The organism is Exiguobacterium sp. SH5S4, assembly GCF_004337045.1.
Lineage (GTDB): Bacteria > Bacillota > Bacilli > Exiguobacteriales > Exiguobacteriaceae > Exiguobacterium > Exiguobacterium aurantiacum_A.
The window spans coordinates 68,573-93,661 of record NZ_SJUQ01000004.1 but is presented as its reverse complement, the minus strand read 5'-3'; the positions used below and the strand labels follow the sequence as shown (position 1 = coordinate 93,661).

The 25,089-nt window shown below is 51.6% G+C and carries 28 protein-coding genes and 1 tRNA gene; 15 read left to right on the top strand and 14 right to left on the bottom strand.

Features of this window, described 5'->3' with window-relative positions:
* Nucleotides 1-41 precede the first annotated feature (41 nt).
* Nucleotides 42-923 (top strand): hypothetical protein, encoded by an 882-nt coding sequence (locus EVJ32_RS03905; RefSeq protein ID WP_131456793.1) that lies wholly within the window; start codon nt 42-44, stop codon nt 921-923.
* 62 nt (nt 924-985) lie between these two features.
* Here EVJ32_RS03905 and EVJ32_RS03900 read toward each other — a convergent pair whose 3' ends face one another.
* Nucleotides 986-1,357: a hypothetical protein gene (locus EVJ32_RS03900; protein ID WP_070328872.1), complete on the bottom strand. Its 372-nt coding sequence runs from the start codon at nt 1,355-1,357 to the stop codon at nt 986-988.
* A 102-nt stretch (nt 1,358-1,459) separates the two neighbouring features.
* On the opposite strand from EVJ32_RS03900, the gene EVJ32_RS03895 reads away from it, so the two are divergent.
* On the top strand, nt 1,460-1,873 hold the full coding sequence (locus tag EVJ32_RS03895) for a VOC family protein (RefSeq protein ID WP_131456791.1): 414 nt from the start codon (nt 1,460-1,462) through the stop codon (nt 1,871-1,873).
* Between the two features lie 10 nt (nt 1,874-1,883).
* Here the strand turns inward: EVJ32_RS03895 and EVJ32_RS03890 are convergent, their stop codons facing one another.
* A complete protein-coding gene (locus tag EVJ32_RS03890; protein ID WP_201740682.1) occupies nt 1,884-2,933 on the bottom strand; it encodes an NAD(P)/FAD-dependent oxidoreductase in 1,050 nt (349 codons plus the stop codon).
* Nucleotides 2,934-3,123: 190 nt separating this feature from the next.
* Here EVJ32_RS03890 and EVJ32_RS03885 point away from each other — a divergent pair, with 190 nt between their 5' ends.
* Both EVJ32_RS03885 and EVJ32_RS03880 read left to right on the top strand, forming a co-directional pair.
* Nucleotides 3,124-3,969: an ABC transporter ATP-binding protein gene (locus EVJ32_RS03885; RefSeq protein ID WP_131456787.1), complete on the top strand. Its 846-nt coding sequence runs from the start codon at nt 3,124-3,126 to the stop codon at nt 3,967-3,969.
* A 107-nt stretch (nt 3,970-4,076) separates the two neighbouring features.
* Entirely contained in the window at nt 4,077-4,631 is a 555-nt protein-coding gene (locus EVJ32_RS03880; protein WP_016509434.1) for a methyltransferase family protein, read from the top strand.
* A gap of 80 nt (nt 4,632-4,711) precedes the next feature.
* Here EVJ32_RS03880 and EVJ32_RS03875 read toward each other — a convergent pair whose 3' ends face one another.
* Both EVJ32_RS03875 and EVJ32_RS03870 read right to left on the bottom strand, forming a co-directional pair.
* Nucleotides 4,712-5,521, bottom strand: coding sequence for a DUF368 domain-containing protein (locus tag EVJ32_RS03875; RefSeq protein WP_131456785.1), 810 nt, complete (start codon nt 5,519-5,521; stop codon nt 4,712-4,714).
* A 106-nt stretch (nt 5,522-5,627) separates the two neighbouring features.
* Nucleotides 5,628-6,182, bottom strand: a complete 555-nt coding sequence (locus tag EVJ32_RS03870; protein ID WP_236634107.1) for a GNAT family N-acetyltransferase — start codon at nt 6,180-6,182, stop codon at nt 5,628-5,630.
* A 100-nt stretch (nt 6,183-6,282) separates the two neighbouring features.
* Here EVJ32_RS03870 and EVJ32_RS03865 point away from each other — a divergent pair, with 100 nt between their 5' ends.
* Nucleotides 6,283-7,032 carry a sugar nucleotide-binding protein gene (locus tag EVJ32_RS03865; protein ID WP_131456781.1) on the top strand — a complete coding sequence of 250 codons (750 nt, stop codon included), beginning with the start codon at nt 6,283-6,285 and terminating at the stop codon, nt 7,030-7,032.
* 88 nt (nt 7,033-7,120) lie between these two features.
* Entirely contained in the window at nt 7,121-7,483 is a 363-nt protein-coding gene (locus EVJ32_RS03860) for a potassium channel family protein (protein ID WP_131456779.1), read from the top strand.
* Nucleotides 7,484-7,498: 15 nt separating this feature from the next.
* On the opposite strand, the gene EVJ32_RS03855 is transcribed toward EVJ32_RS03860, so the two are convergent.
* Entirely contained in the window at nt 7,499-8,857 is a 1,359-nt protein-coding gene (locus EVJ32_RS03855) for an alanine/glycine:cation symporter family protein (RefSeq protein ID WP_131456777.1), read from the bottom strand.
* A 132-nt stretch (nt 8,858-8,989) separates the two neighbouring features.
* Nucleotides 8,990-9,259, bottom strand: a complete 270-nt coding sequence (gene yidD / locus EVJ32_RS03850; protein WP_083274114.1) for a membrane protein insertion efficiency factor YidD — start codon at nt 9,257-9,259, stop codon at nt 8,990-8,992.
* Nucleotides 9,260-9,467: 208 nt separating this feature from the next.
* Between yidD and EVJ32_RS03845 the strand changes: the two genes are divergently transcribed.
* The 4 genes from EVJ32_RS03845 to EVJ32_RS03830 all read left to right on the top strand — a co-directional run bounded on the left by EVJ32_RS03845 (nt 9,468) and on the right by EVJ32_RS03830 (nt 12,880).
* The gene (locus EVJ32_RS03845; RefSeq protein WP_236635554.1) at nt 9,468-10,265 is read left to right on the top strand and encodes a pyrroline-5-carboxylate reductase family protein; all 798 of its coding nucleotides are present in this window, start codon (nt 9,468-9,470) and stop codon (nt 10,263-10,265) included.
* Between the two features lie 186 nt (nt 10,266-10,451).
* Nucleotides 10,452-10,688, top strand: coding sequence for a FeoA family protein (locus tag EVJ32_RS03840; protein ID WP_070328862.1), 237 nt, complete (start codon nt 10,452-10,454; stop codon nt 10,686-10,688).
* Complete coding sequence (gene feoB / locus EVJ32_RS03835; protein ID WP_131456774.1) at nt 10,685-12,661, top strand: ferrous iron transport protein B; 1,977 nt, start codon at nt 10,685-10,687, stop codon at nt 12,659-12,661. Before EVJ32_RS03840 ends, feoB begins: the two co-directional genes overlap by 4 nt.
* Before the next feature lie 15 nt (nt 12,662-12,676).
* On the top strand, nt 12,677-12,880 hold the full coding sequence (locus tag EVJ32_RS03830) for a FeoB-associated Cys-rich membrane protein (protein ID WP_070328860.1): 204 nt from the start codon (nt 12,677-12,679) through the stop codon (nt 12,878-12,880).
* A gap of 39 nt (nt 12,881-12,919) precedes the next feature.
* Here the strand turns inward: EVJ32_RS03830 and EVJ32_RS03825 are convergent, their stop codons facing one another.
* From EVJ32_RS03825 to EVJ32_RS03800, 6 genes are all read right to left on the bottom strand, one after another.
* Nucleotides 12,920-13,624 carry a DUF554 domain-containing protein gene (locus EVJ32_RS03825; protein ID WP_131456771.1) on the bottom strand — a complete coding sequence of 235 codons (705 nt, stop codon included), beginning with the start codon at nt 13,622-13,624 and terminating at the stop codon, nt 12,920-12,922.
* Between the two features lie 158 nt (nt 13,625-13,782).
* Nucleotides 13,783-13,855: transfer RNA gene (locus tag EVJ32_RS03820), tRNA-Val, on the bottom strand.
* 86 nt (nt 13,856-13,941) lie between these two features.
* Entirely contained in the window at nt 13,942-14,499 is a 558-nt protein-coding gene (locus EVJ32_RS03815) for a GNAT family N-acetyltransferase (RefSeq protein WP_131456769.1), read from the bottom strand.
* Nucleotides 14,500-14,566: 67 nt separating this feature from the next.
* Nucleotides 14,567-14,881 carry a DMT family transporter gene (locus tag EVJ32_RS03810; RefSeq protein WP_131456767.1) on the bottom strand — a complete coding sequence of 105 codons (315 nt, stop codon included), beginning with the start codon at nt 14,879-14,881 and terminating at the stop codon, nt 14,567-14,569.
* A complete protein-coding gene (locus tag EVJ32_RS03805) occupies nt 14,878-15,207 on the bottom strand; it encodes a DMT family transporter (protein ID WP_236634113.1) in 330 nt (109 codons plus the stop codon). The genes EVJ32_RS03810 and EVJ32_RS03805 overlap by 4 nt, the downstream gene beginning before the upstream one ends.
* Nucleotides 15,208-15,218: 11 nt before the next feature.
* Nucleotides 15,219-15,797, bottom strand: a complete 579-nt coding sequence (locus EVJ32_RS03800) for a TetR/AcrR family transcriptional regulator (protein ID WP_131456763.1) — start codon at nt 15,795-15,797, stop codon at nt 15,219-15,221.
* A gap of 131 nt (nt 15,798-15,928) precedes the next feature.
* Between EVJ32_RS03800 and EVJ32_RS03795 the strand changes: the two genes are divergently transcribed.
* Nucleotides 15,929-16,711: an alpha/beta hydrolase gene (locus EVJ32_RS03795; RefSeq protein ID WP_131456761.1), complete on the top strand. Its 783-nt coding sequence runs from the start codon at nt 15,929-15,931 to the stop codon at nt 16,709-16,711.
* Nucleotides 16,712-16,763: 52 nt separating this feature from the next.
* Here EVJ32_RS03795 and EVJ32_RS03790 read toward each other — a convergent pair whose 3' ends face one another.
* Nucleotides 16,764-18,002, bottom strand: a complete 1,239-nt coding sequence (locus tag EVJ32_RS03790; protein ID WP_131456759.1) for an aminopeptidase — start codon at nt 18,000-18,002, stop codon at nt 16,764-16,766.
* A 114-nt stretch (nt 18,003-18,116) separates the two neighbouring features.
* On the opposite strand from EVJ32_RS03790, the gene EVJ32_RS03785 reads away from it, so the two are divergent.
* The 3 genes from EVJ32_RS03785 (at nt 18,117) to EVJ32_RS03775 (ending at nt 22,181) form a co-directional block, all read left to right on the top strand.
* On the top strand, nt 18,117-18,524 hold the full coding sequence (locus EVJ32_RS03785) for a YkvA family protein (protein WP_131456757.1): 408 nt from the start codon (nt 18,117-18,119) through the stop codon (nt 18,522-18,524).
* An 86-nt stretch (nt 18,525-18,610) separates the two neighbouring features.
* A complete protein-coding gene (locus EVJ32_RS03780) occupies nt 18,611-19,477 on the top strand; it encodes a YitT family protein (protein ID WP_131456755.1) in 867 nt (288 codons plus the stop codon).
* Nucleotides 19,478-19,577: 100 nt separating this feature from the next.
* Nucleotides 19,578-22,181 carry a putative bifunctional diguanylate cyclase/phosphodiesterase gene (locus EVJ32_RS03775; RefSeq protein ID WP_236639476.1) on the top strand — a complete coding sequence of 868 codons (2,604 nt, stop codon included), beginning with the start codon at nt 19,578-19,580 and terminating at the stop codon, nt 22,179-22,181.
* 43 nt (nt 22,182-22,224) lie between these two features.
* On the opposite strand, the gene EVJ32_RS03770 is transcribed toward EVJ32_RS03775, so the two are convergent.
* Complete coding sequence (locus EVJ32_RS03770; RefSeq protein ID WP_131456753.1) at nt 22,225-24,294, bottom strand: alpha-amylase family protein; 2,070 nt, start codon at nt 24,292-24,294, stop codon at nt 22,225-22,227.
* 168 nt (nt 24,295-24,462) lie between these two features.
* On the opposite strand from EVJ32_RS03770, the gene EVJ32_RS03765 reads away from it, so the two are divergent.
* A complete protein-coding gene (locus EVJ32_RS03765; protein WP_236635556.1) occupies nt 24,463-25,086 on the top strand; it encodes a hypothetical protein in 624 nt (207 codons plus the stop codon).
* The last annotated feature ends 3 nt before the right edge of the window (nt 25,087-25,089 follow it).

Genomic DNA, 25,089 nt, shown 5'->3' with positions numbered 1-25,089 from the left:
TTTAAGGGTAGTGATTATTTTAGAAGAAAGAAGGATTCCTCATGAAACGGACGCTTATATTCGCGGAGTGTCGCCAAATCCAACCTAAAAAACGTTCACTGCTTCACCAATTGTACAACCCGGGCGAGTCGCCTCACATCCTCGCCATCCGACCACACCAATATGTCCATACGGCCTGGCAAGGAGATGTTCCTGTCGCAGCAATCGCCTCCGACTATACCGATTATGCAACGGATCAGGTGATCCGGCTCACGCACGAGGCGTATCGGGACCGCTATGTCTTCCGAGGTTTGCTCGACCGACTGATCCGTGAGATACGTCGAAACAGTATACATGACACAACGTTGCTGTTACACGTCAAACAAGACCACGACCAAGATAAGCGTCGAATGTTTGAAGTGCTCGGTTTTGATCCGTATCATGAGACCGTCACTTACACATTGCCGCTCATCCCTTTCCAAAAATATACATACGAGAACTGGTCGCTTCACGTTGATTATTTTGCGACACACTCTAGCTGGCTCGCTTACCGAAATCAATATGCGCATATGCTGACTGATGTGTTGCCGATGACTGCATCACGACTGCTCGAGCATGAACGTCGTCAGGAAGTTTTCCATTCCCTTAGATTGAAAGGGAAAATCGTCGGCATCATGCGATCTCGAATTGGATCTGGACGCCTGGACGTATATGAACTCCAAGTGTCAGGTAGCGATGAGCTGATTCAAGAGGCCGTGTCTTTTATTCAGCAAGAATTTTATTTCCGGTTCAGGTCGCTTGAACAGATTCGGGTCACGTTGACTTCGCTCCAACCAGAGCTGCGATACGCTTTGATCCGACAAGGCGGATCGCCAACCCAAACAGGAACCTACACGATGATTAAAGAAGTGGCGCCTTCCGCGCCATCGTTTCCACTCAATTAGAAAAAGACGCTAAACGTCACGTCCTTTTCACGGAAAGGATTCGTTCGTTTGGCGTCTTTTCTTCATTCAGCAGCGTTTGCCGATTCGATTGCTAAGGGTGGCATCTCTTCGAACAGCACGGTTCGAAGCCCGATATCACGTCGGTCCAACGATTCAATCCGATCGAATTGAATTTCACGGTCCGCGACACTGAACCAATACGTGATGTGAGGTTCATCCGTGAAGCGAAGCGCATAATTCGAACCGTTCAAATGAAAATCCACTTCGGTCGAAAGGATTTCTGCCGGCCCGATTTTTTTGTGGGTCGTCAGTCGTTCAAGAACGACTTGCTCCTCATTGATCTGATAATCGACAAACGTCGCAAGTGAGAGTCCAAACACAAATGATACCAGCGCGAACGCGCTGATCAATCCAAGAGTGATCTTTCCGTTCATGTCGCCGTCCCTCCCTCTTCTACTATATCGGATTTTGCTAAAACGTTGTGAAGTGACATTTTGTTCAAGTTTCGGCAAACTAGAGCAAGAGGAGGGATTAGTATGCAAATTGACCACACCGGGATCGCTGTTCGCGACTTAGACGAAGCGATCTCGTTTTACACGAACGTGTTACAAGGAAAACTTGTCGACCGTTATACGAATACGGCAGCCGGTGTCGAAACCGAGCTCGCCGTGATTCACGTCGGTGAAGACGTGATCGAGTTGCTCTTGCCGACAAGTTCGACGAGCCCGATCGCCCGATTCATGAAAGCACGCGGCAAAGGCGTTCACCACATCGCCTATCGGGTCGATGATTTAGAAGCATCGATTGCCGCTTTGAAACGCGACGGCATCACGTTTTTAGAAGATACGCTCCGAACGACGGCAAAAGGCCGACGCCTCATCTATATGGACCCACGCCACTCGGGCGGGGTCATCGTCGAACTATGCGATTATCCGACAATGAAGCAGTGAGGGATATCCCTCACTGCTTCATTATTGTCCGCTCGATGATGTCACGATTTTTCGCTTTCAACCGTTCGTTGTGCGACGACACCATCGCCGACTTCGTCGCGTCCGGATCGATGAACGTCTTGGCCCGGTTGACCGCGTTAGCCGCATCTTGGAACGCTCCCGCAATCAGATGCACCTTGCCTTCATGCGTCAAAATATCTCCCGCCGCATAAAGTCCAGGTACTGACGATTCACTGCTCGCGTTCCCGTTCACATAGAACCCATCCACCATCTCGACTTTTAACTCGCTGTCGTTGAGGAGAGCCGAGTCCTGTTCGTAGCCGTGGTTGATGACCACTTCATCGACCTCGACCAATTCACTTGCCCCGGTCCCGCAATCGATGAGCTTGACGGCATGGATCGTCGTGCCATCATTGGAAATCAAGTCCTCGATCGTTGTATGAAGTCGGCAGTCGACTCGGCCACAGAGGAGCTTGTCGACTTGCGATTCATGCCCTTTGAGCGCTTCTTTTCGATACGTCAAAATCACGCGCTCCGCAATCGGCTCAAGTTCGTTCGCCCAATCGATGGCGCTGTTGCCACCACCGGAAATCAATACCGTCTTCCCTTTAAAACGCATCAACGACTTAACCGTATAGTGAAGGTTCGAGACTTCGAACCGCTCCGCCCCGCTAATCTCAATTTTTTGAGGTTGTAAAATACCGCTCCCCGTCGCGACGATGACCGTCTTTGACACGTGCCGACCGTTCGTCGTATCGAGCACGAAATGACCAGTGTGATCTTTCGCCATCGATTCTACTTTCTCGCCGAGCACGACGGTCGGATCGAACGTGAGACCTTGCTCGATCAATTGTTCGATGAGGCGGGCACCTGTCGTCGGGGTGACGCCACCGATGTCCCAAATCATCTTCTCCGGATACACATGGATCTTACCACCGAGATGCGGTTGAAATTCGATCAACTTCGTCTTCATCCCGCGCAACCCGCTATAAAAAGCGGCATACAACCCCGCTGGACCGCCACCAATGATCGTTACGTCGTACACGTCCTGTTTGCTCATCCGTTCCATCCTCCTTAAACATCCACCGCCACTGATTATCATTCTCATTTAATATACATCGAAATTTTAGTTCAGACAATCTATTTTGATATCAAAACATTCGTTGACAGCTTTTCATTTAGACTGCTATAGTTGACGTTACATTGAGAATCATTATCAAAACCACTGTTACGAGGAGAGGGGAATCCATATGTCACGGATCCATACGGCAGACATCGAGGTCGGTTACGGCGGCAAAACAATTGTGAAGCAATTGAGTTTGTCGATCCCGGACCGTCAAATCACGACCATCATCGGCCCTAACGGTTGTGGGAAATCGACACTCTTGAAAGCCATGACTCGGATTCTGTCCCCGTCTAACGGTTCGGTCCATTTAGACGGAGCGGACATCGCCAAATGCAACACGAAAGAAATCGCTCAAAAGATGGCGATTTTGTCGCAAACGCCTGAAGGCGCTGGCGGCTTGACCGTAGGAGAACTCGTCTCGTACGGTCGCTTCCCTTATCAATCGGGGTTTGGTCGTTTATCGAAACATGACCATGAAGTGATTGATTGGGCGCTTGACGTGACCGGCACGCTCGAGTTCAAAGACCGGAACGTCGACGCCCTTTCAGGCGGACAACGCCAGCGTGTTTGGATCGCGATGGCACTGGCCCAAGAGACAGACTTGATTTTTTTAGATGAGCCGACGACGTATCTCGATCTGGCGCATCAGCTCGAAGTGCTCGAACTCCTCGAAACGTTGAACCGCGAGCAGGGCCGGACGATTGTCATGGTCCTCCACGACTTGAATCAGGCCGCCCGGTTTGCCGACCATATCGTCGCCATGAAAGACGGAGCAGTGCTCGCGACGGGCTCCGCCGAGGAAGTCATTTGTCCACTCGTCCTTAGGCAAGTCTTTCATATCGATGCCATCATCGGACGAGACCCACGGACCGAAAAACCGATGTGCCTCACCTACCAACTTATAAAAGACGAGATTCAACGTGAAGCGCTCGACCCTTCGAGTGCTGATCTCGTTGCCAGTGCTCGTTAGTATGACAGTAAACGGAACGCCTCGCACATTGCGAGGCGTTTTTCAGCAGGAAGAGTCGGGTAATGAGTGGAAGACTATTAAAGATATGAAAAAAAGGGGGGAACGTTATGGATTGGCTCGATGGTTTGTTCATTCTCGTCTCGACCGCATGGCTGTATGAGATGAGGCGATACCGTAATCGTGATGAACCGACCGATGGGAACAGTGAGCACATGAGCTTTTACATCGTCTCACTCATTATGGTCACCGTGTTCGCCGTCTCGATCGGTTTGTCTATTTTTACTGAAACACGCCAACCGCTCCTAGTCCGCTGGCTCGGGCTCGGGTGTTACATAGCCGGTGTTTCACTTCGTTACTGGGGAATCGCGCATTTGCGCCATCAATTCACCCGTCACGTCGTCGTCCGTCCCGCGGATGAGATCGTCAGCTCTGGACCGTACCGCTTTTTGCGCCATCCGCTCTATACCGGTCTATTATTTATCACGTTCGGTTTTTCGCTCTATTTCAGTCATTGGGGCGTCGCGCTCGTCGGTACGTTCGCCATGGGAATCGCCTTGCTTTGGCGCATCCATATCGAAGAACAGATGTTGACGTCACACTTCGGTAGCGCCTATCAAACATGGGCGAAATCGCGAAAACGATTGATTCCGTTCATTTATTAAACAAGCGTCAAAAAGCACGAATCGATAACCTCGATCCAACAAAAATGCGATCCTGTCAGCAAATGACAGGATCGCATTTTTTATACAGAAAATCGGCCGAGCAGTCGGACGATCATAAAACCGGCAATGAACGAAACAACGCTCAAGACCCACATCGTCGCCGTCTCCGGAAGACCCGGGAAGACGACGGCGAGGGACCCGATGACGAGTCCTAAGATGACCGAGAACGTCATGCCCGGGAAATTTCCGAGCAAATAACGGATCACTTTACTGCTGACGATAAACCCGACGGCTACACCGAGTCCGACGATCCCGATAATGAGCACGTTCAAGTTCGACAAGGCGCTGATGACCGTCGGGTACACGCCGATCAAGAGCAAGACGAACGAACCGCTGATCCCCGGGAGCAACATCGCCATACTGCCGAGCCAACCCGAGAAGAACAACAACAGCGCCGTGCCGGTCGTAAGTTCGGTAATAATGGCCGTGTCGGCCGGTTTGATGATTGCCATGCTCGCAACAACGATCGCTCCGATCACCATCGCCACGATGTGCACGGGACGCATCGTCGCACGCGATTTAAATTCAAACATCAACAGCGGGATAATCCCAAGAATCAAGCCGATGAAAAAGAACTGTGTCGGTGCATAGTATTCTAATAATAAAAATTCAATCAGACGGCTCAGTCCTAAAATCGCGGTTCCCATTCCGATTGCTAACGGAATTAGAAACCCAATATGCTTTTTCCACTGCCGACTGAACACACCGCTGATCGCTTCGATCAATCGATCGTAAATCCCTAAAATGACCGCGATTGTCCCCCCGCTGACGCCAGGAATCAAGTCACTCGTCCCCATCGCGATACCGCGCAGGATATTTTTCCACTCCATAATCGATCTCCTTTTTACATCTGATTCGTTTCAAGCACTTAGTATATCCGAGAAGCTCGGGTTTTGCATCGGTTTCAAGACTGAGACTCAGACTTCGACCCATGTTTCACAGATTGAGCATCATATAATCGAAGCGGCCTCCCGAAATCTCAATCTCTTTATGTTTGCGGAAACCAAGACGTTCGTAAAGACGAGCCGCTGCCGGATTGTCCTGGTCGACGTTGAGTGTGACGACCGGGATGTTGATCTCACGAGCATGTTCGACCACTCGCCGGACCAATTTCGTACCGATCCCGCGTCCTCCAAATTCTGAGTCGACGGCCACGGAATCGATATACAAAACGTCTCCTTCCGTCTCCACGTCAAGATGTCCAGGCTGCCCGCGCTCAATGAGCCATTGCTTAATCGGCTCATCCAACTCAGTCGCGCGCTTGCCCTCATAGGCGATAATAATACCTGCGATAACGCCATCTATGTCTGCCACCCAAATGTTTTCATAACTCAACCGGTTGTTCGGCCGACCGATCCACATCGCTAAGCGCTCGAGCACTTGCTTTTGGTCTGCCGTCCCCGTCAATGAATACGCGATGTCATGAATCGCTGCGTAAACGAGCGGTGCGATCGCTACACTCTCGTTTGACTGTGCCTGTCGAATGTTCATCATTTATCTCCTCCACCAATTAGTCTAGCATAAAGCTAGAAACTGTTGGTTTGTCACATCTAGAAGTGTGGGATGATAGAAACAGAAGGGAGGAATTTTTATGAAAGCTATTTTAACGGGCATGAACGGTACAGTCGCACCGGTCGTCGCCAAAACGATACAACGACATGGGATCGAACCTGTCGCTTGGGACAGATCAAAAGTCTCGACGTCAGACGAGGCGGCGATGCGTGAATTTATCGAATCGGTGCGTCCTGATTATTTTCTCCATATCGGCATGGGATCGGTTGAATGGGCGGAAACGTTGGCCCGCCTTTGTGGAGAATACAACATCCCGTTCTTGTTTACGAGCACGGTCTCGGTATTCTCAGACAATGTGACCGGTCCGATCATGCCGGACACACCACCTGACGCGACGGACGAGTACGGCAGTTACAAACGAGCCTGCGAGGAAACGATCGCCCGGACAAACCCCGGGGCACAAATCGTCCGACTCGGCTGGCAAATTGGAGAAACTGCCGGCTCGAACAATATGATGGACTATTTTACGAATGAAATGAACCAGCACGGTGTCATCAATGCGAGCGCACACTGGTACCCGTCGTGCTCCTTTTTAGAAGACACGGCTGACGCACTGTTCGAGATCTTGACGAAGCGCGGTCCCGGTCTATATCAATTGAATGGCAATCCGAGCCTGTCGTTCTATGACATCGCCACTGCTTTAAACGAGTTGCATGACCTCGCGTGGCGCGTCGAGCGAACGGATGAACCAAAACGCGACAATCGAATGATCGACATGAACATCACAATCCAACCGATCACGAAACGATTGACACTTCATACAAAATGAGTCGACGAATTCGTCGACTCATCTTTTGGCTACAAAGGATGTTCCCTCGTTTCTATCGAACAAACCTACTAGGAAAGGAGGGATCTGTATGCTCTCATTCATTTTGACGTTCCGTCGCATGTTCCGTGGGATTTGGCGCGGGTTGAAAGAACCCGAATTTCAAGTATTGTTCACCTTAGCGTCCCTTACTATATTGTCGGGAACGCTGTTTTATACCCGCTTCGAAGATATGCGTTGGTTAGACGCCCTCTATTTCAGCGTCATCACGCTCACGACGATCGGCTACGGTGATTTCGTCCCGACGACCGATATCGGCAAAGTGTTCACAATCGGTTACGTCATCACCGGCGTCGGCATCATGGTCGGGTTCGTGACACAAGTATTCAATCACTTGCAGCAGGCACGACTTGAGGAAATAAAGAACAAACGAAAAATGCCGCCATCCGATTAAGGATAGCGGCGTTCGTTACGATGCTTTTCGACTTCGATTCTCGATCGCTAACCGCTGATTAAAGCGCTTCGTCTCAGCGATGACGACACCCGACAAGAACAAGAGCCCAATCAAGTTCGGAATGGCCATCAAGCCGTTGAAGACGTCAGACAGTGCCCATACCATGTTCAAGTTCGTCGTCATCGCCCCGAGTCCGGCGACGAGTACGAACGCGATCCGATACGGGATGATCGACTTTTGACCGAACAAGTAATGAATCGACCGCTCACCGTAATACGACCAGCCGAGCACCGTCGAGTAGGCAAACATGACGAGACCGATCGTGACGACATAACCGCCGAACGGCCCGAGGAACTGCTCGAACGTCGCCGTCGTCAACTCGACCCCTTCGAGTCCAGATCCGATTTGACCGCCCATGACGAGCGTGATCCCGGTGACCGAACAGACGATCAACGTATCAAGAAACACCTGCGTCATCGAGACAAGGCCTTGACGACCTGGCATGTCCGTCTTGGCCGCGGCCGCTGCGATCGGAGCCGAGCCAAGACCGGCTTCGTTCGAGAAGACGCCTCGCGCAACCCCATACCGGATGGCTGCCCCGATGGCCCCGCCGCCAATCGCTTCGGCGCTGAACGTGCTGCTGAAGATGAGCGCGATCGCATCGGGGATGAGTGTGTAGTTCATGATCATGATCAAGAGACCACTCCCTAAATAAAAGACGATCATGACCGGGACGAAGTAACTGACGACACGACCAATTGATTTGACACCACCGAGAATGACGGCGCCCGTAAAAATCATCATCAAGATACCCGATACGTAAAGCGGGACGTCGAACGTCGAGTTGAGCGCCAACGCGACTGAGTTCGTTTGAACCCCGTTCCCGATCCCGAACGCGGCCAGTGAGGCGAACGCTGCAAACGCGACCGCGAGCCAGCGTTGCTTCAAGCCCCGTTCCAAATAATACATCGGTCCTCCGGCCATTTGACCACGTTCGTCCGTCACCCGGTACTTGACGGCGAGCACGGCTTCGGCGTACTTTGTTGCCATCCCGAAGAAGCCCGATACCCACATCCAAACGATCGCGCCTGGTCCCCCGAGGACGACCGCAGTCGCGACACCGACGATATTCCCCGTACCGACGGTCGCCGCGAGCGCTGTCATGAGCGCTTGGAAGTGACTAATATCCCCTCGTGACGTCTTGTCTTGATTTTTAGAGAATGCGAGTTTCAACGCGTAAGGCAACTTCGTGATTTGGAGCCCGCCGAGACGCACCGTCAAATAAACGCCTGTCCCCACAAGCAAAATTAACAGCGGCGGTCCCCACACAAAGTCTGAAATCGTACCGATTAGTTCGCTGAACGATTGACTCATGCTGTAATCCCCTTTCCCCGTATGTAATAAATACAACTCTATTTTTTCAGAATACTCGGAACGTTGTCAAAAGTATTGTGCTAAAACAAAGAAGGGGATAAACGCCCTGTATCTAAAACAGCGAGCCGTCAGTTAGACGTCTCGCTGTGACGGTGGCTTTTCGCGTTGCAGGGGGGCTTTCCAATCAAAATCGTCCGGCACATAGTCAAGTCCGCCCGAATGGAACGGTTGGCACCGCAACAGGCGCCGCGTCGTCAAATACCCGCCTTTGACAGCGCCATGCTTCTCAATCGCCTCAATCCCGTAGTGCGAACAGCTCGGATAAAATCGGCACGTCGGGGGCTTTAAAGGAGAAATAAAGCGCTGGTATCCTTGAATCCCACGTACTAATACTCGTTTCATTTCAATCGCCTCGCTCAGTCAGATTACTGCAATGATAGCCCGGACTGCGTGAATTGTCATCTGCAGCGCTTCGTCGATTCCCGTTACAAAACGACGAGTTTTTTCCTTTATTTTACAATCTGAGCGTGACAGGCGATAATTGCTCGAACATTTGTTATGATAGGCAACATATATACGACCGAATCAAATGAATGAAGAGGTGACGGAAATGAACATATTAATGGTAGGAGCAGGATCGATGAGCGAGGCACTCGTCCGAGGCTGGATTGCTTCCGGGCTCTCCCCTGAACAGATTACGATGACGAACCGGAGCGACCAGACACGTCTAGAGCAGTTGCGAGATGAGCTCGGCGTACAGATCGTCGAAACAGAAGACGTCAACGCCTATACAATCGTCGTGCTCGCGATGCAACCAGATGGCGTCTTGACTTACGCTCAATCACAGACGTGGAAAACACCGCTGCTCATATCCGTCGCGGCGCATATCGAGCCGAGCGAGCTTGAAGAAGCATCCGGCATCCCAGCCATCTGTGCGATGCCGAACACCCCGGTCGCCTATCAAACCGGGATGACTGGACTCTGGTTCGGACCTGAGACAGATGCGACCGCCCGCGAGACGGCGGCGGCACTGTTCAACCGGGTCGGTCGGACAGCCGTCACGGACGCGAAAACGATGTCAGCTTTCATGGCGGCAGCCGGATGCAGTCCTGCGTTCTTTTACGAGATCGTCGGTTCGATGACCCCGGTGCTGACAGAAGCCGGGTTTGATGAAGACACGGCCCGCCAAATCGTCGCTCAAGCGATGAAAGGATCAGCCGAGTTATTGTTGCATGAGACACGTCCGACCGACGAGCTGATCGCCGACGTCGCCGCACCTGATGGACCGACCGACCGCGGTGTCGGCGTGCTCCGCTCACGTGACTTGTCTGACGTGATGTCGTCCGCCCTGCGTGAGAGCGCGAAAGAGGATCATGATCCTATCGACGCAACGATTGAAAGAACGTAAGTACTTGAACCGCCCGATAGAAGTCGAACGTTAAGTTCTGACTTCTATCGGGCGGTTTTTTAATTCTCGCACTACTATTTTTTAGAAGTCATAAAATCCACAAATAATCTTGCTTCCCGATAGTAAAGAACGTGTTATGCTACCAAATGAGAAGAATTATCATTTGACTAAAATGGAGAGATCTTAATGAGTTCATTACTTGCCATGCCGCTACATCAACCAGTGCTCATATCCGATTTAACGAGAATCGATGACCGCTTGCGGCGTCGCATGATTGCCTTAGGATTTTATGAGGGCTGTTCCGTACGAATTAAACGTCGGGCCATCTTTTCCGGACCGCTCACGATTGAACAAATCGAACATCAACAAATGATTGCCATCCGTCGCTGTGACGCTGAACAGATTGGGGTGATCGTCCCGTGACGCAACGGATTGCCCTAATCGGAAACCCGAACACCGGAAAAACGTCTTTATTTAACCGATTAACAGGCTCCTTCGCCCACGTCGGTAACTGGGCCGGTGTCACAATTGAACAGAAAATCGGACAGTTGCATGGAAACATCGGACAGTTGATCGACTTGCCCGGTGTCTATGATTTAGACCCGCTATCGGCTGACGAAGCAATCGTCTCGCGATTCCTGTTGCATGAACCGTTCGATGGGATGTTCAACATCATCGATGCCTCGCAGTTCGAACGTAACTTACAATTAACGCTCCAACTGCTCGAAATGGGCCGTCCGCTTCAAATCGGTCTGAACATGGTCGATGTCGCTGAAGGACGAGGCATCCACATCAATTTAAAGCGTTTGAGAGAACGTTTGGACGTGGACGTGTTTCCGATTACAGCACGAACAGGTGCCGGCTGTGAAGTCCTCCTGTCCTCCCTGCGAACGACCCCTCGCGAACCTTTCGTACTCGATTACGGGGAAGAGACCGAACAGGCGCTTCAACAAATTCTTGAAGCGACGGGACTCAGTGAGCGCGATCGCTGGGTCGCCATTCAATACTTGGCCGGAAATCGCGTCATTTCAGAACAGCTCGAGTCTTCGACGCCAACCGTCAATGAAATTCGTAAAGCGTTGGAAGTGAAACTCGGACGCTTCGCCCACGCCCACATTACAGAACGCAGACGCGACTGGACAAAAGACGTTCGCCATCACGTCGTCGATCAGCATAACGCACAACAAGCCACGGTCACCGACCGCATCGATGCCGTCGTGACACATCCGATCTGGGGCTTACCCATTTTCTTTACAGTACTTTACGCCTTGTTCCACATCACGTTCAACTGGATCGGTGCCCCGTTGTCCGATCTGTTGGATGGATTTCTGTCGGGTCCGGTCACATCCGGAACAAGCTCGTTGTTACAACTCCTCGGGACCTCCTCTTTCATCCAGGCGTTGCTGATTGACGGGGTGATCGCCGGTGTCGGCGGTGTCCTCGTCTTCGTCCCACAGATTTTCGTGCTCTTTTTCTTTATCTCGTTTTTAGAGGACTCTGGCTATATGGCGCGTGTCGCCATTGTCATGGACCGATTTATGCAACTCGTCGGACTGAACGGGAAAAGTTTTATTCCGATGATCATTGGATTTGGTTGTAACGTCCCAGGTATTATGGCGGCACGGACGGTCGAGGAAGAGCGGGAGCGGCTCGTCACGATTTTTATTTCGCCGTTCATGTCGTGCTCGGCGCGTCTACCGATCTATGCCGTCTTCGCTGCCAGTTTTTTCGCATCAAACCAAGCGCTCGTCGTCTTATCGCTCTATATGCTCGGGATCGTCCTGGCGTTGATTGCCGCGAAAATATTCACGTCCGTATTGGCGGCGGAAGATCGGAACAGCCTCTTTATCGTCGAACAGCCTCCATACCGTGTCCCCCAAGGGTTGACGCTTTGGCGCAGCACATGGCAAAAGGCGAAAGGGTTCGTCCGAAAAGCAGGTACGTTCATCTTTGGCGGTTCCGTCTTCATTTGGTTACTCGCCTATTCCGGTCCAGCCGGAATGGACGTCCCGATGAATGAGAGTTTTCTCGCTATGATTGGTGGAGTCGTTGCGACGTTGCTGATTCCACTCGGTTTCGGGACGTGGCAGGCCGGCGCTTCGCTCATCACAGGTTTTTTGGCGAAAGAAGTCGTCGTATCGACGATGGCGATCATTTATGCGGTCAGCGAATCTGACTTGTCCGCTTCGTTGCTTCCCGTGTTTACGCCGTTGAGCGCATATAGTTTCATGGCGTTCGTCCTCTTGTACGTCCCTTGTCTAGCGACCGTCGCCGTCATTCGGCGCGAGGTGGGAAGTGCCAAATTGACGTGGGTCGCTAGCCTTTATGGGCTTGGTGTTGCGTACGTCGTATCACTGATGATCTATCAAATCGGTCGTCTGTTCGGATTGTCTTAACAAGGAGGGAATCATATGTTCTTATTTGATTTACTGATCGGTCTTGCCGTATTCGGGTACGCCGCCTATTCGCTCTATCGCTACACCCGCAAAGCAAAAGCCGGTAAATGCGCCACTTGCGAAATCGCACCGACTTGCACGACATCCTGTGATGCCGCTGACTGGGATAAAATCATTGCGGAAGCCTTACACGCTGATAAAAAAAGTTATCATCAATGAAAAACGGACTAGCGCATTGTTTCGCGCTAGTCCGTTTTTTCATTGGAAGATATGTAATGCGGTGACAATGATCGCGACCATCAAAATACCGGGCAGTAAGTTGGCGACACGAATCCGGGTGATCCCGACCAGGTTCAACCCGATGGCGACGATCATGACGCCCCCGGTCGCCGTCATCTCCAAAATAAAGTCATCCATGAGCGACTCCGGAATGAACTTCATGATCTGGATGGCGAGCAACGCGATCGCTCCTTGGTACAACAAGACCGGTACGGCCGAGAACATGACGCCGATGCCTAGCGTCGAACTGAGCACAAGCGCCGTGAAACCGTCAATCAACCCTTTTGTATAGAGGACGTCATGGTCCCCGCGCAGACCGCTGTCGAGCGCACCGATGACGGCCATCGCCCCGATCACAAAGATGAGCGTCGCCGTGATGAAGCCTTCCGCGATGCTCGACTTACTTTTTCCACCGAGACGCCGTTCCAACTGATAGCCGATCTCGTTCAACTTCTCGTCGAGCTTCCACCATTCGCCAAGTGCGGCTCCGATAACGAGACTGCCGATGACGATTAAAAAGTTCTCACTCTTCATGCCCATCTGCACGCCAAGCAAGACGACGGCGAGACCGATGGCAGCCGTGACCGTCTCTTTCATCCGCTCGGGGATTCGGTGAAACAGCAGCCCGAGTAATGTGCCGACCACGATCAAGGCCGCATTGACGATTGTTCCGGTTAATACCATCGTATAATTCCCCGTTTCTGTATGTATTGAGAGGAATATACCAACTGTTTATGTGGGCTGTCAATTAAAAGAATACACAAAAAAAGCCACTTCTCGTAAGAAGTGGCTGCGCGGAAACCCACGTTCCTATGGGTTTCGCATCGGGTTTGGCACCCAAGTGATTCTGACTGGGCTCGAACCAGCGACCTCTACCCTGTCAAGGTAGCGCTCTCCCAGCTGAGCTACAGAATCAGGTCGTGTCCTCTCTTTAGGACACTATTAATATATCAAGAAACTAATGCCTTGGCAACTGTTTTTTAAAACTTTTTTTATTTTTTTCACCGCGTCATTTCTTCCCGCTTCATGTGACGGCATAGACGCTCCAAATCGCCGACATAAACGGACACGATCATGCCTCCGTGTTCGGTGTCACGGTCCCAACGCAAGCCGTTCGATTTCGCGACGCATTGTGACGGCACGTTGTCCGGGTGGATGAGCGAAATGATGTCTTTCTCGCCTTCCTCGAACGCATGTTGCATGAGACGCGCGGCCGCTTCACGGCCGTAGCCCATGTGCCAGTGCTTTGGTGCTAGCCAATAACCGACCTCGAGCTCGATTTTGCCATCAAGTTCATGCAAGAGCGTCCCGGCATGGCCGATCGGCTCATCACTGTGATGTGTCATCAGTTTGAGGAGTCCGGTCTGTCGGCCCGTCGTATATCGGGCCAATTGTCTCTCGAACCATTCGATTGTCTGTTCATCCGTATATGGCTTGCCGTCCGGACTGATAAAGCGCATCACCCGCGGATCTTGGAGTAGCGATTTTACGAAATAGAAATCGGAGATCGTGTAAGGTTCAAGCCGTAGACGTTCTGATTGCAACTCTACAAGATTCATCTTTCCCGCCCCTTTCGTTCACAATCTGAACTATTCAATTCCCGTTTTCAGCTCGTTTCAATCCTATTTACGCCACGACTTTCAACCCGACGACGCTCCCGATAATGAGCGCCAAGAAGAAGATACGCCACCGGTCGCTCGACTCGTTCAAGTACAGCATACCGAGAATCACTCCACCCGCCGCGCCAATCCCGACCCAAATCGAGTAAGCGAGCCCGAGCGGCAGCGTCTCGAGCGAACGCGACAACAAATAAAAACTTAGTGCGAACGTCGTGATCGAAAGAAGCGACCATTTTAAAATCTGATAGCCTTTTGATTTTCCCATGAAGAAAACAGCAAGCATCTCAGCGAGCCCAGCCCCAATTAAAAAAATCCAACTCATGCCGACTCACCTCCTGTCACTTGCTTCAAACCGACCACCCCGACAAGGAGTATCGCGATAAACAACAGCTTCATTCCCGTCATCGTCTCATCGAACAAAACATTTCCAACGATGACCGTCCCGACGGCGCCAATACCCGTAAAAACGGCGTACCCAGTGCCGGCTGGCAACACACGGAACGACATCGCCAACAAGCCAAAACTGACAATCAATAACGCGATGGTCACGACGGTCGGCCCTAACACGGTGAACCCGTTCGACAATTTCATCGTCGTCGCCCAAACAATTTCAAGAAGTCCGGCGAGCACGAGCCACAACCAAGCCATTTGTTCCTTTTTCATGTCCACCCGACTCCTTTCTTGAAAATTTTAAATGCTGCATGCTGTCGTTGCGCTCGATTCGTTGCAAACGAAAAGAGTGAAAGCAACGCCCCGTCCAAAAAGCAATAGTACGCATCATATACGTCGTCGAGCGATTGTTCCGGTAAATCGCCCCGCTCCATCGCCAAACGGAACTGCTCTTTCTCAAACGTTTGGAGCTCGGTCTCGACCGACCCGATCGTCGACTCGATGAAGGCGCGCAGCTCAGGCGGCGGTACGAGCAGCATTCGTTTCGTCAGCATCCATGTCTCTTCTTCTTCGAAGAAATGAATCAACGCTTCAACGATCGCCTCGATCCGTTCGAGCGGTGCCGCCCCGTCAGACGCGTCCCGTGCTTGTTCCCAAGCTCGCTGGTAACGCTCGGCCATCTGTTCGACGACTTGTTTGAACAGCTGTTCTTTTCCTTCGATGTGCGCATATAAAGACGGCTTCTTAATCCCGACATCTTCGGCGAGCGCCGCCAAAGACAGTCCTTCATATCCTTCAAGCGCAAACCGGCGTCTGGCAGCCTGTTCAATTCGCTGTTTCGTGGTCATGTGCGATCTACCCCTTTCATCTCCCCTCACTTTAACTAACGAACGGTAGGTAGTCAATCTTCCGGATTGAGTTTTTGTACGGACAACGCCAAAATGAGAAGAGACCGTCAGAGGAAGGGAGGAATGATTGTATGATCGAACAGTTTAGTTTCACCTTGCCGACCGAGACGATGCGCGGCCGAAAACGAATCGTCCGCGTCTACCGCCCTGACTTCGCTCGTACCGACGAGGCGTTGCCCGTGCTCTATATGCATGACGGCCAAAACGTCTTCGACGGCAAGACCGCGACAATCGGGGAAGGTTGGGCGATTGACCGCCATCTCGACGATTTGCAACTACCGCTCATGGTCGTCGCCATCGCAAGCGCCCCCGATTGGCTCGACCGCTATGACGAGTACTCGTTCTATGAAGACGAGATGCTTTATAAACGCATCGGGCCCGAGCTCGCTAAGACCCGGCCGACACTTGGCGGCAAGGGGCGTCTCTATGCCGACTGGCTCATGTTGGAGCTGAAGCCGTGGATTGACGCACGCTACGCGACCAACCCGGATGACGTCGGCGTGATAGGTAGCTCGATGGGCGGCGTCATCTCGCTCTATATGATGGCGACGTATCCGGCAATCCGTCGTGTCGGTTCACTGTCGACGGCCGCCTGGGCCAACCTCGACTCGCTCATTCGTGAACTGAAACAAACTGACCTGTCCGCCCGGCTCTATATGGATATCGGCACGAACGAAACGAGCGGACCGATCACGCCCGAGGACTACTTATACACGAATGCGAAACTCGTCGAGACGATCGCTCGGACCGGCATCGCCTTCCGCTATGAAGTCGAGCCTGGGGCGGTCCACAACGAGATTGCATGGCGACGTCGGTTGCCGAACGCGCTCGCATTTCTGTATGAACTCTCATGACATGAAAAGACGCAAAGGCGGTCGCCTTTGCGTCTTTACTTATTGTTTTCTATTAGATGACCCAGTTCCCATCACGCATGATGGCTTCGCGTGTCCCGTCCTCGAGCTCACCGTCGATATTCATTTCGGCCGAGCCGATCATGAAGTCGACGTGTGTCATCGAGTCGTTCGCACCATTCTCAGCGAGTTCTTCGGCCGACATCGCCGGTCCGCCTTCGAGGCACGTCGAGTAGGCACGACCGAGCGCCAAGTGGCACGAGGCGTTCTCATCGAACAACGTGTTGTAGAAGAGGAGTCCTGAGTTTGAGATCGGCGAATCGTCCGGCACGAGTGCGACTTCTCCGATGCGGCGTGCCCCTTCATCAAGGTTCAACAGTTCATCGAGTGCCGCCTGCCCTTGTTTCGCTTCCGCTTTCACGACTTTTCCGCCTTCGAACCAAAGCGTGAACCCGTCGATCAAGTTTCCGCTGTAGCTGAGCGGCTTCGTGCTCGACACGTGTCCTTCGACCGCATCTTTATCGGCGAGCGTAAACACTTCCTCCGTCGGCATGTTGGCGATGAAGTCGACGCCGTCCAGGTTCGGACCGCCGCCGCCGAGGAAGACGTGCTTCTTCGGAAGACCGATCGTCAATTCCGTGCCTGGTGCTTTGTAGTGAAGTTTCGCGTATTTCTTGTCCGTCAACAGCTGCGCCCGCGAGCGCAACGCTTGATCGTGTTCGTCCCAGGCGGCAACGACATCGTCTTGGTCCATTCGTGTCGCTGCGAAAATCGCTCTCCACAGGGCTGGAACCGCATCTTCACGGTCTGGGAATACTTTTTTCGCCCACGCTTCAGAAGCACCGGCCACGATTGACCAGCTGACATTATCACTCATGACATACTTACGCCATTTCGCGAGCGCGACACCAGACGCCCGGTTCGAGTCGGCGATGCGTGATGATTCGACACCGTTTAGCGCGTCGGGATCGTCGCTGACGATCGACAAGAACGCCGTCTTCTCTTCCGCGAGTTGCTCGAATCGTGCTTTGAGCCACTCCGGGAACTCCTTGAACGCTTCATTCGGTGCGTTGAAGTAACGCACTTTCGTCGTCTCTTCATCGCTCCAGTTGACGTACACTTGTTTCGCCCCGGCCGCGTAGGCCGCTTTCACGATTTGACGGACGAGCGGTGCTTGGCTAATATCGGCTCGGACTTCGAGCTGTTGACCCGGTTGAATGTTGACACCTTTTTTGACGGCAAGCTCAGCATAACGGGCAAATTCTGCCTCGGTCGGTAAAGTTACAGTAGACATATGTACAGTTCCTCCTTTTTCACTTACACCTATCTTCTTAAATTTTCGGAAAAGTTGCAACCAAATCGCAAAAACGGGCATATTAGTAGATGTAGAGAGAAGGAGGAGAAAAACATGTCAGATTGGAAAACGACTTATTCACACTTTTTAAACAACGCCCAAACCGACTTCACCGAGAACGAACAGCTAGGTGACTTATTAGTCCAAGGAGAACTCGCCCTAGCAAAAGTCACGGTCGACGTCGCTTCAAACGAAATTAGCGACATCGAACGGGAAGAGGAGCTCACACTGTACTTCCAAATGAAACAACTGCTCAACATGCTACGCGCCGTCTACAACGCCCAGTTCGAGATGCAGCCCGACAAGCAACACGCCCTCGTCGCGGCCGTGCTCTATTTCGTCTCACCGTTCGACGCAATCCCGGACGACGCCCCGCTCGGACTGTTTGACGACGCTCAAGTCATCGACTACGTCCACGAACAGCTAGCAAGTGATATCGACCGCTTTCATAACGAGTTATAATCTTTCAAGACTTGAAATTAAGGCTTCATCGGAGTACGCTTGCATGAGTTCATGCAAAGGAGGCGTATGGCGCCTTAGCCACTCATATGTACGCAAAATCACGTAAACGGATCGCTGTCGAGACAGTCCTTTTTATCATCGCCGGAACGATTCTACAATCTATCTTTGTCGGCCTGCTCCTAAAGCCGAATGAAATCGGGTCCGGCGGGATTGTCGGCATCACGCTCATCGTCAACGAGCTGTTCGGCACACCGATCGGACTCACCCAGTTGGTGCTAAACATCCCGCTCTTCATCATCGGGATCAAATATCTCGGGAGACGATTTATTCTCATGACAGGACTCGTCGTCGTCCTGTCATCGATTTTAATCGATGCGCTGCCTGTACTCATTCCACCGACGCCACTCGACGATCCGCTCGTCGCGTCCGTCTTCAGCGGGATCGTCTCGGGACTCGGTTTGGCACTTTTGTTATTTGCCGGGGCGTCGACAGGCGGACTCGATATTTTGGGGAAAGTCATCTTCATGAACAACCGCAACTTATCGCTCCCGAAAATCTTTTTGACCCAAGACCTCATCGTCTATATTCTCGTGTTCATCACGTTCGATATTAAAGCGGTCATGTACGCACTCGTCCTCAGTTTTGTCCGGTCGCGGACGCTGTTGACGATCCATCGCTTCTTCTCCGCCCAAAAACAGTGTTTCATCATCTGTAAAAAAGCGGACGAGATCAACTTGGTCATCAAACAGAACTTGAAGCGTGGGGTCACGATCATGGACGCGACCGGCGGCTATTCGAACGACGCGAAAAAAATGCTATACGTCGTCGTTCAAAACAATGAGATTCCAAAGTTGCGTCAAATCGTCTCAGACATTGATTCCGAGGCGTTCGTCACTGTCTCAGAAATCGACTCGATTGTCGGTAACTTTAAAGAACATTCGTATACACTTTGATCGACAGCATCGTGCTGTCGATTTTTTTGTGTAATAAATACCCGAACGGTCCGATAATAAGGATGAGCCTCAGAGACATATACAGAAGGAGGTGCATAAGTTGTCTAGCCACACTTTGCGCCAATCAGTCCCCGCTCTTCTCGTCGGGACGTTTTTTATCGGTCTATTCGTTATCTTATTCAGCCCTTATGCGTTAAGGGAGACGAGCTTGTTCGTCTACTTTATGATCATCGCACTCGTCGCCACCGTGGTAAGCGGGAGTGCCGTATTGCGCCATCACGGGATGCGCCGCTATATCTATCTTCTCATTAGCGCTGGCAACGTCTGTTTCATCGCTTATTTGGTGGGACACCGCTTTACCACGGCGATGCCAATTGACATGATGCTGTTCATTCAAAACTTCTTTTATTTGATCATGGCCCTCATCGTCATCACCCAATCGATTGAAATTAGAACGTTGAAGTTGCGTACGTTTGATGTGTTCGCACTGCTCAGCTTTTTGATTGTCGGTGCGTTGCATATCTTTTTTTACACAAAGAACGGCGGCCAGTATGTCACGAATTTGAACGGCTTTGAAGAACAGATGGTGCTCATCAGCCTTTACATGGTGCTCGGTTTCTTATATTTGAATCGCATCGTGACATCCGGGCAAGGCTTCCGCGTGATGCTCCTCATCGGGATTCTCGGTTTTACAACCGCCTCGATCATCAATGAGCTGCAGTTGTTCACCGGTATCGGCCATGAGCTCCTCCATTTGCTTCAAGTAATCAGTATTCTCATCATTTCAATCAGTTATTTGTTTGATGAATCGACAGAAGACGTCCTCGCTCATGATTCTGTGTTTGATTACGTCATCTACAGTACGATTGTCATGTTGTACATGCTCGCCTCGGATCGACTGCTCGGCACCTCGATCATCGACTCGATGATTGCGAACGCGGTGTTGCTGCTCCTCATCCGTCAATTCGTTGTCGCCAAACAGAACGCACTCATTAGCCATCGGTTACATACCGTCAATACAGACCTCGAAGTCGCAGTCACGACGAAAGCCCACGAGCTCGAACTCCGTGAACAACAGTACCGCTCGCTGTTCGCGTATCACGCAGAGCCCATCTTTTTGTTCGACCTTGACGGTGAAGTGTTGTCCGTCAACGAAGCAGGGAGCTCTGTCCTCGGTCACGACACCGAGACGCTCATCGGGTCAAATATTTTAGACATCATCGAACAAACGGATCGATCCGCCTATACGAACGTGTTGCGCGACCTTACGAACGGACGTCCGCAAACATTAGACGTCAGTGTCATGACAGAAGATGGTTCGGCACGCGTTTGGCAATTGATGAACATCCCGATGATCATTGATGGAGAAGTCGAAGGTATCTATGCCATCGTCAAAGACATCACGCAAATGATCGTCCAGCAAGAACAGATCATGTACCAGGCTAACCACGATAGCTTGACCGGGCTGCATAACCGTTACGCGCTGCAAGAACAGATTGAACGCCTGATCGCGGACGGCCGCTCGTTCACACTCATGTTCTCCGACCTCGACGGGTTCAAAGAAATCAACGACCAGTTCGGCCATCATATGGGTGATCAGTTGCTACAGCACATCGGTAAACGTCTACGCAGCGCCTTGTTGCCAAACGAATATGCCGGACGACTCGGAGGCGATGAATTCATCGTCGTCGCCGAACACAATGATGATGAAATTCTCGTTGAACGTTTACGTCGCCTCGTTTATCGTCCCCCTTATTTCATGGCCGGGAACCTCGTCGAAATTCATGCTTCAATCGGAATCGTCCGTTATCCGGAGCACGGCACGACGCTGAAGCACCTCTTATCGAACGCTGATTTGGCCATGTATAAGGCAAAAGACAAAGGACGCGATGAGACCGTCATCTTCGCTCCTGCGCTTCGCGTCGACAAGGAAGAACGAAAATTGTTGATGGAAGGACTTGATATGGCGCTCGAGAAAGGTGAAATCTCACTTTATCTCCAGCCACAGGTCGATGCCTCGACGAAGGCGATCATCGGCGCCGAGGCACTCATGCGTTGGCAACGCGACGGCAAGTTTATCCCGCCGAGCGAATTCATTCCGATTGCCGAAGAGACCGGCCATATTCATGACCTCGGTCGTTGGATGATTCATGAGACGTTCCAACTGATGTACGCGTTTGAACAAGGCGACATCGATTTGCCGAAACTATCAGTCAACTTGTCGGTCCGGCAATTGTTCGATGAACACTTGATCGATTATTTGACGACGTTGTTCGAACGCTTCCCCATCGAACCGAGCCGCTTGAACTTCGAGTTGACCGAGACGGTCGCGGCGCACCAGTCGGACCGCGTCTTAAATCGAATTCTAGAATTGAAGGCACTTGGCATCAAACTATCGATCGATGATTTCGGGACCGGCTACAGCTCACTCGCCTATCTCGTCCGCTATCCGATTGACGAGTTAAAGATCCCGCGGGAGTTCACGATGCAGCTAGAAGAAAATCGCGAGTATCAAACCGTGACCGCGACCATCGTCGCCATGGCACGACAACTTGGGATGGCTCTCGTCGCTGAAGGCGTCGAGACCGAATACCAAGAGACGTTCCTTCGTCGGATCGGTTGCAATTCGATGCAAGGGTATCGTTACGCGAAACCGATGCCGCTCGACGAGTTCGTCATCTATTACATGAAACAAAACGCTTGAACAGACAAACGCCTCGGATCCACTTACGGATCCGAGGCGTTGCTTATTTCATTTCATAGATTTTGACTTCGCCTGGCATCAAATCGACCCAAAGGTCCCAGTTGTCGTCGAACGAATGCTCGGCGTACGGCCATGAGTTCGGTGAGTACACCATCTCGGCGAACCGACTCGCGTTCCAGTTCCGGCGACGCACCCCATCGAGCGGCACCTTCCCTCGCAGGTGCTCTTGCATATTCGTGTTGGCGATGATGAGCAACGTCTCGTTCGTATCTGCCCGTAACCAAGCCAGACCGATGAACGGCGCCCCCATATCCATCATCGTGAGCGGTTCAAAGTGACTCGGGTCGACGAGAACATCGAGCCAACGGCGGCGAACTTCCGCCACTTGATGCATGAGTTCGACCATTTCAGTCCGCTCGGGATGATCCCAATGGAACTGATACGCGTCGAAGAAAGCAAGTTTCCCGAAATATGGATCGGTCGGGAACAACTGATACGCCTCTTCCGGTCGGCAATCGAGACCGGTATTCATCGGCTGCGTCTCATACAGTTCAAGCCCCGAGTTCGTCAATGGCACCCCGTTCGGCATGAAGCCGTTCAGTACGGTGAGCAAGCGACTCGCCTGGCGTCCACCGTCTCGTGTCGCAATCCGGCGTGTATCGGCTGTCTCACCAGCCGCAAATACCGGCAACGGCAAGAAACGTGAGTCGTAGATGAATTGATGGGTTTCATGCGTGTCAAAACGCGGCTCTTTATAGAATCCGTATCCGATGATCATATTGTAGCCGGCGTCACGCGCCGCCCAAGCCCCGACTTCGATCAGTTCTTCGGCGATGAAACTGAAGTTCGAATCGAGTTGACGCGGCTCTGTCAAAATGCGCTGGGCGAGATCGACCGGCAAAGCGTGTCCCATGTCGATTCGGGCACCATCAATCCCATATTCGCGTTGATAATGCGGGATGATGTCGGCTAACATCGCCCAAAGCGGCTCGTTGATCTCGTCACCCCGGAACTGGTTCGACTTGATCGAGTCGAACAAAATATACGGTGCCAGACTCGCCTCGCCGACATAAGGTGCAGCTGCTGTCGGGTGGTCGAGGAACAGGCGGAAGTATGTGACGTCCGACCACGGCGGTTGCGGATCGTTGATACAGTCCGAGAACGCCGGAGCGGTCGTCAAACCGAACTCACGCTCGATGACGGCAAGTAAGTTTTCCTCTGGATGTTCGACCAAGTAGGCTTTCACCGTCTCCCACTTGGCAGCATCGACGAGATTAGGCGCCATCGAGAAGCGGCGGAGATGATGCCAAACGTCCTCAGATCCATAGATCATCGGCAGGAATGCATACTCAGGCTTCACGTTTTCTCCAATTCCCGGGACGTGAGGCGGGTGATAGTAAGCGAGTTCCGCAACCGGGATCCAGTAGAACCATTCCGGATTTTCTAAAATGAGACGGTTATCGCGGGCGCATGTGCGAGGAATGATATCGATGACGACACGAATGCCCACCATATGACACGCCTCGACGAAAGCGGCGAACTCTTCCTCGACCGTCAACCCGTCCCCTGTCAATGTCTCTTTTAGTTCTTCGTCGATGGCAAAGAAATCTTGGACAGCGTATGGGGAACCGAACTCACCTTTCTTATTTTTATGACTGTGCTGCGAGATCGGCAATAAAAATAACGTGTCGATCCCCATGTATAACAAGTGCGGCAACAGAGCCAGCGTTTTCACGAACGTGCCGGTATCTTTCATGCCTTGAGAGTTGTCCATCTCGACGTAGCCTGACCCGTCATGGTCCCACGACGTCGAGGTCCGGACTTGCATCGAGTAAACCGAGGAGCGCTTAATCCAGTCTCCCCCTGTCTCGAGGTGCCCGTCCGCTTGTGCGATCGACTGACGATAATCACGCCCGTTGACAGCGTGCGGAAGAATGCCTCGTTCAATCGTATCGATTAAAAAGTCGTACGGGTTCACCCGCTCGACACCGTCGCGCACGGGTTCTGCCGGAAATCGCATCCGGTTCCACAAGGTCGGGATTTCATATTGAAGGTTGGTCCGTTTTGTTTTTAAGACCTGATGTAACTTTTTTAACGACGAGTTCTCTGGCATATTTACTCTCCTTATGAATGAAATCATTCCATCGTCTATTGTAAGCGATAACAAGAAACGTCATAATTATATATTTAACTCTTTACCCGGTTTTTCCTTTCCCAAAAAAATATTTTATGCTGAAACCCGAAAAATATTGTACGATTGTCTTCATAAGGAGGGATGAACATGTCCCAACGAAAGTGCCTGTTGCTACTCGCCGCATTGTCCGTGTTAATCGTCCTCGTCATCGCCAGTTTCATCGTTCAACTGCGAAACACGACTGACCAGATCGATACCATTCACGAGCAACGCTTCGATTCATATGAAGCAATTGAAGACATCATGTACTACAATATCGAACGTGCCAACGCCATCCGCGGTCTCCTCGCCTATGAAGACCGCCGCTTTTTAGAAGCCTATTACAGCATGTCCCAACGTGCGAAAGAATTGAAGGAATCTATCAAGAATGATCGGAGAACGCCAAGTTCATTTCTCGACTTACTGCATCGGGACGGCATTTGGGAACAAGAAGCCGACCTCGTCCTCGTCATGTACGAGAGCGGTGACATCGAACAGGCGACATCGACGGCAGAGTCAATGACCGATCAACGGCAGACGATACTAGAAGATTTAAGAGCTTTGAAACAGATGCAATACAACGATATCCGGAAAGAGCTCGTATCCACTCAAAATCAAATCGATATCGTCATTCAAGCACTGTACTCAATCGTTTTCTTACTCGTAGCGACTATCATCATCCTCGTGTTCATGATTTTCAAAACACGTCAAAAAAAGACCGATCACAACTGATCG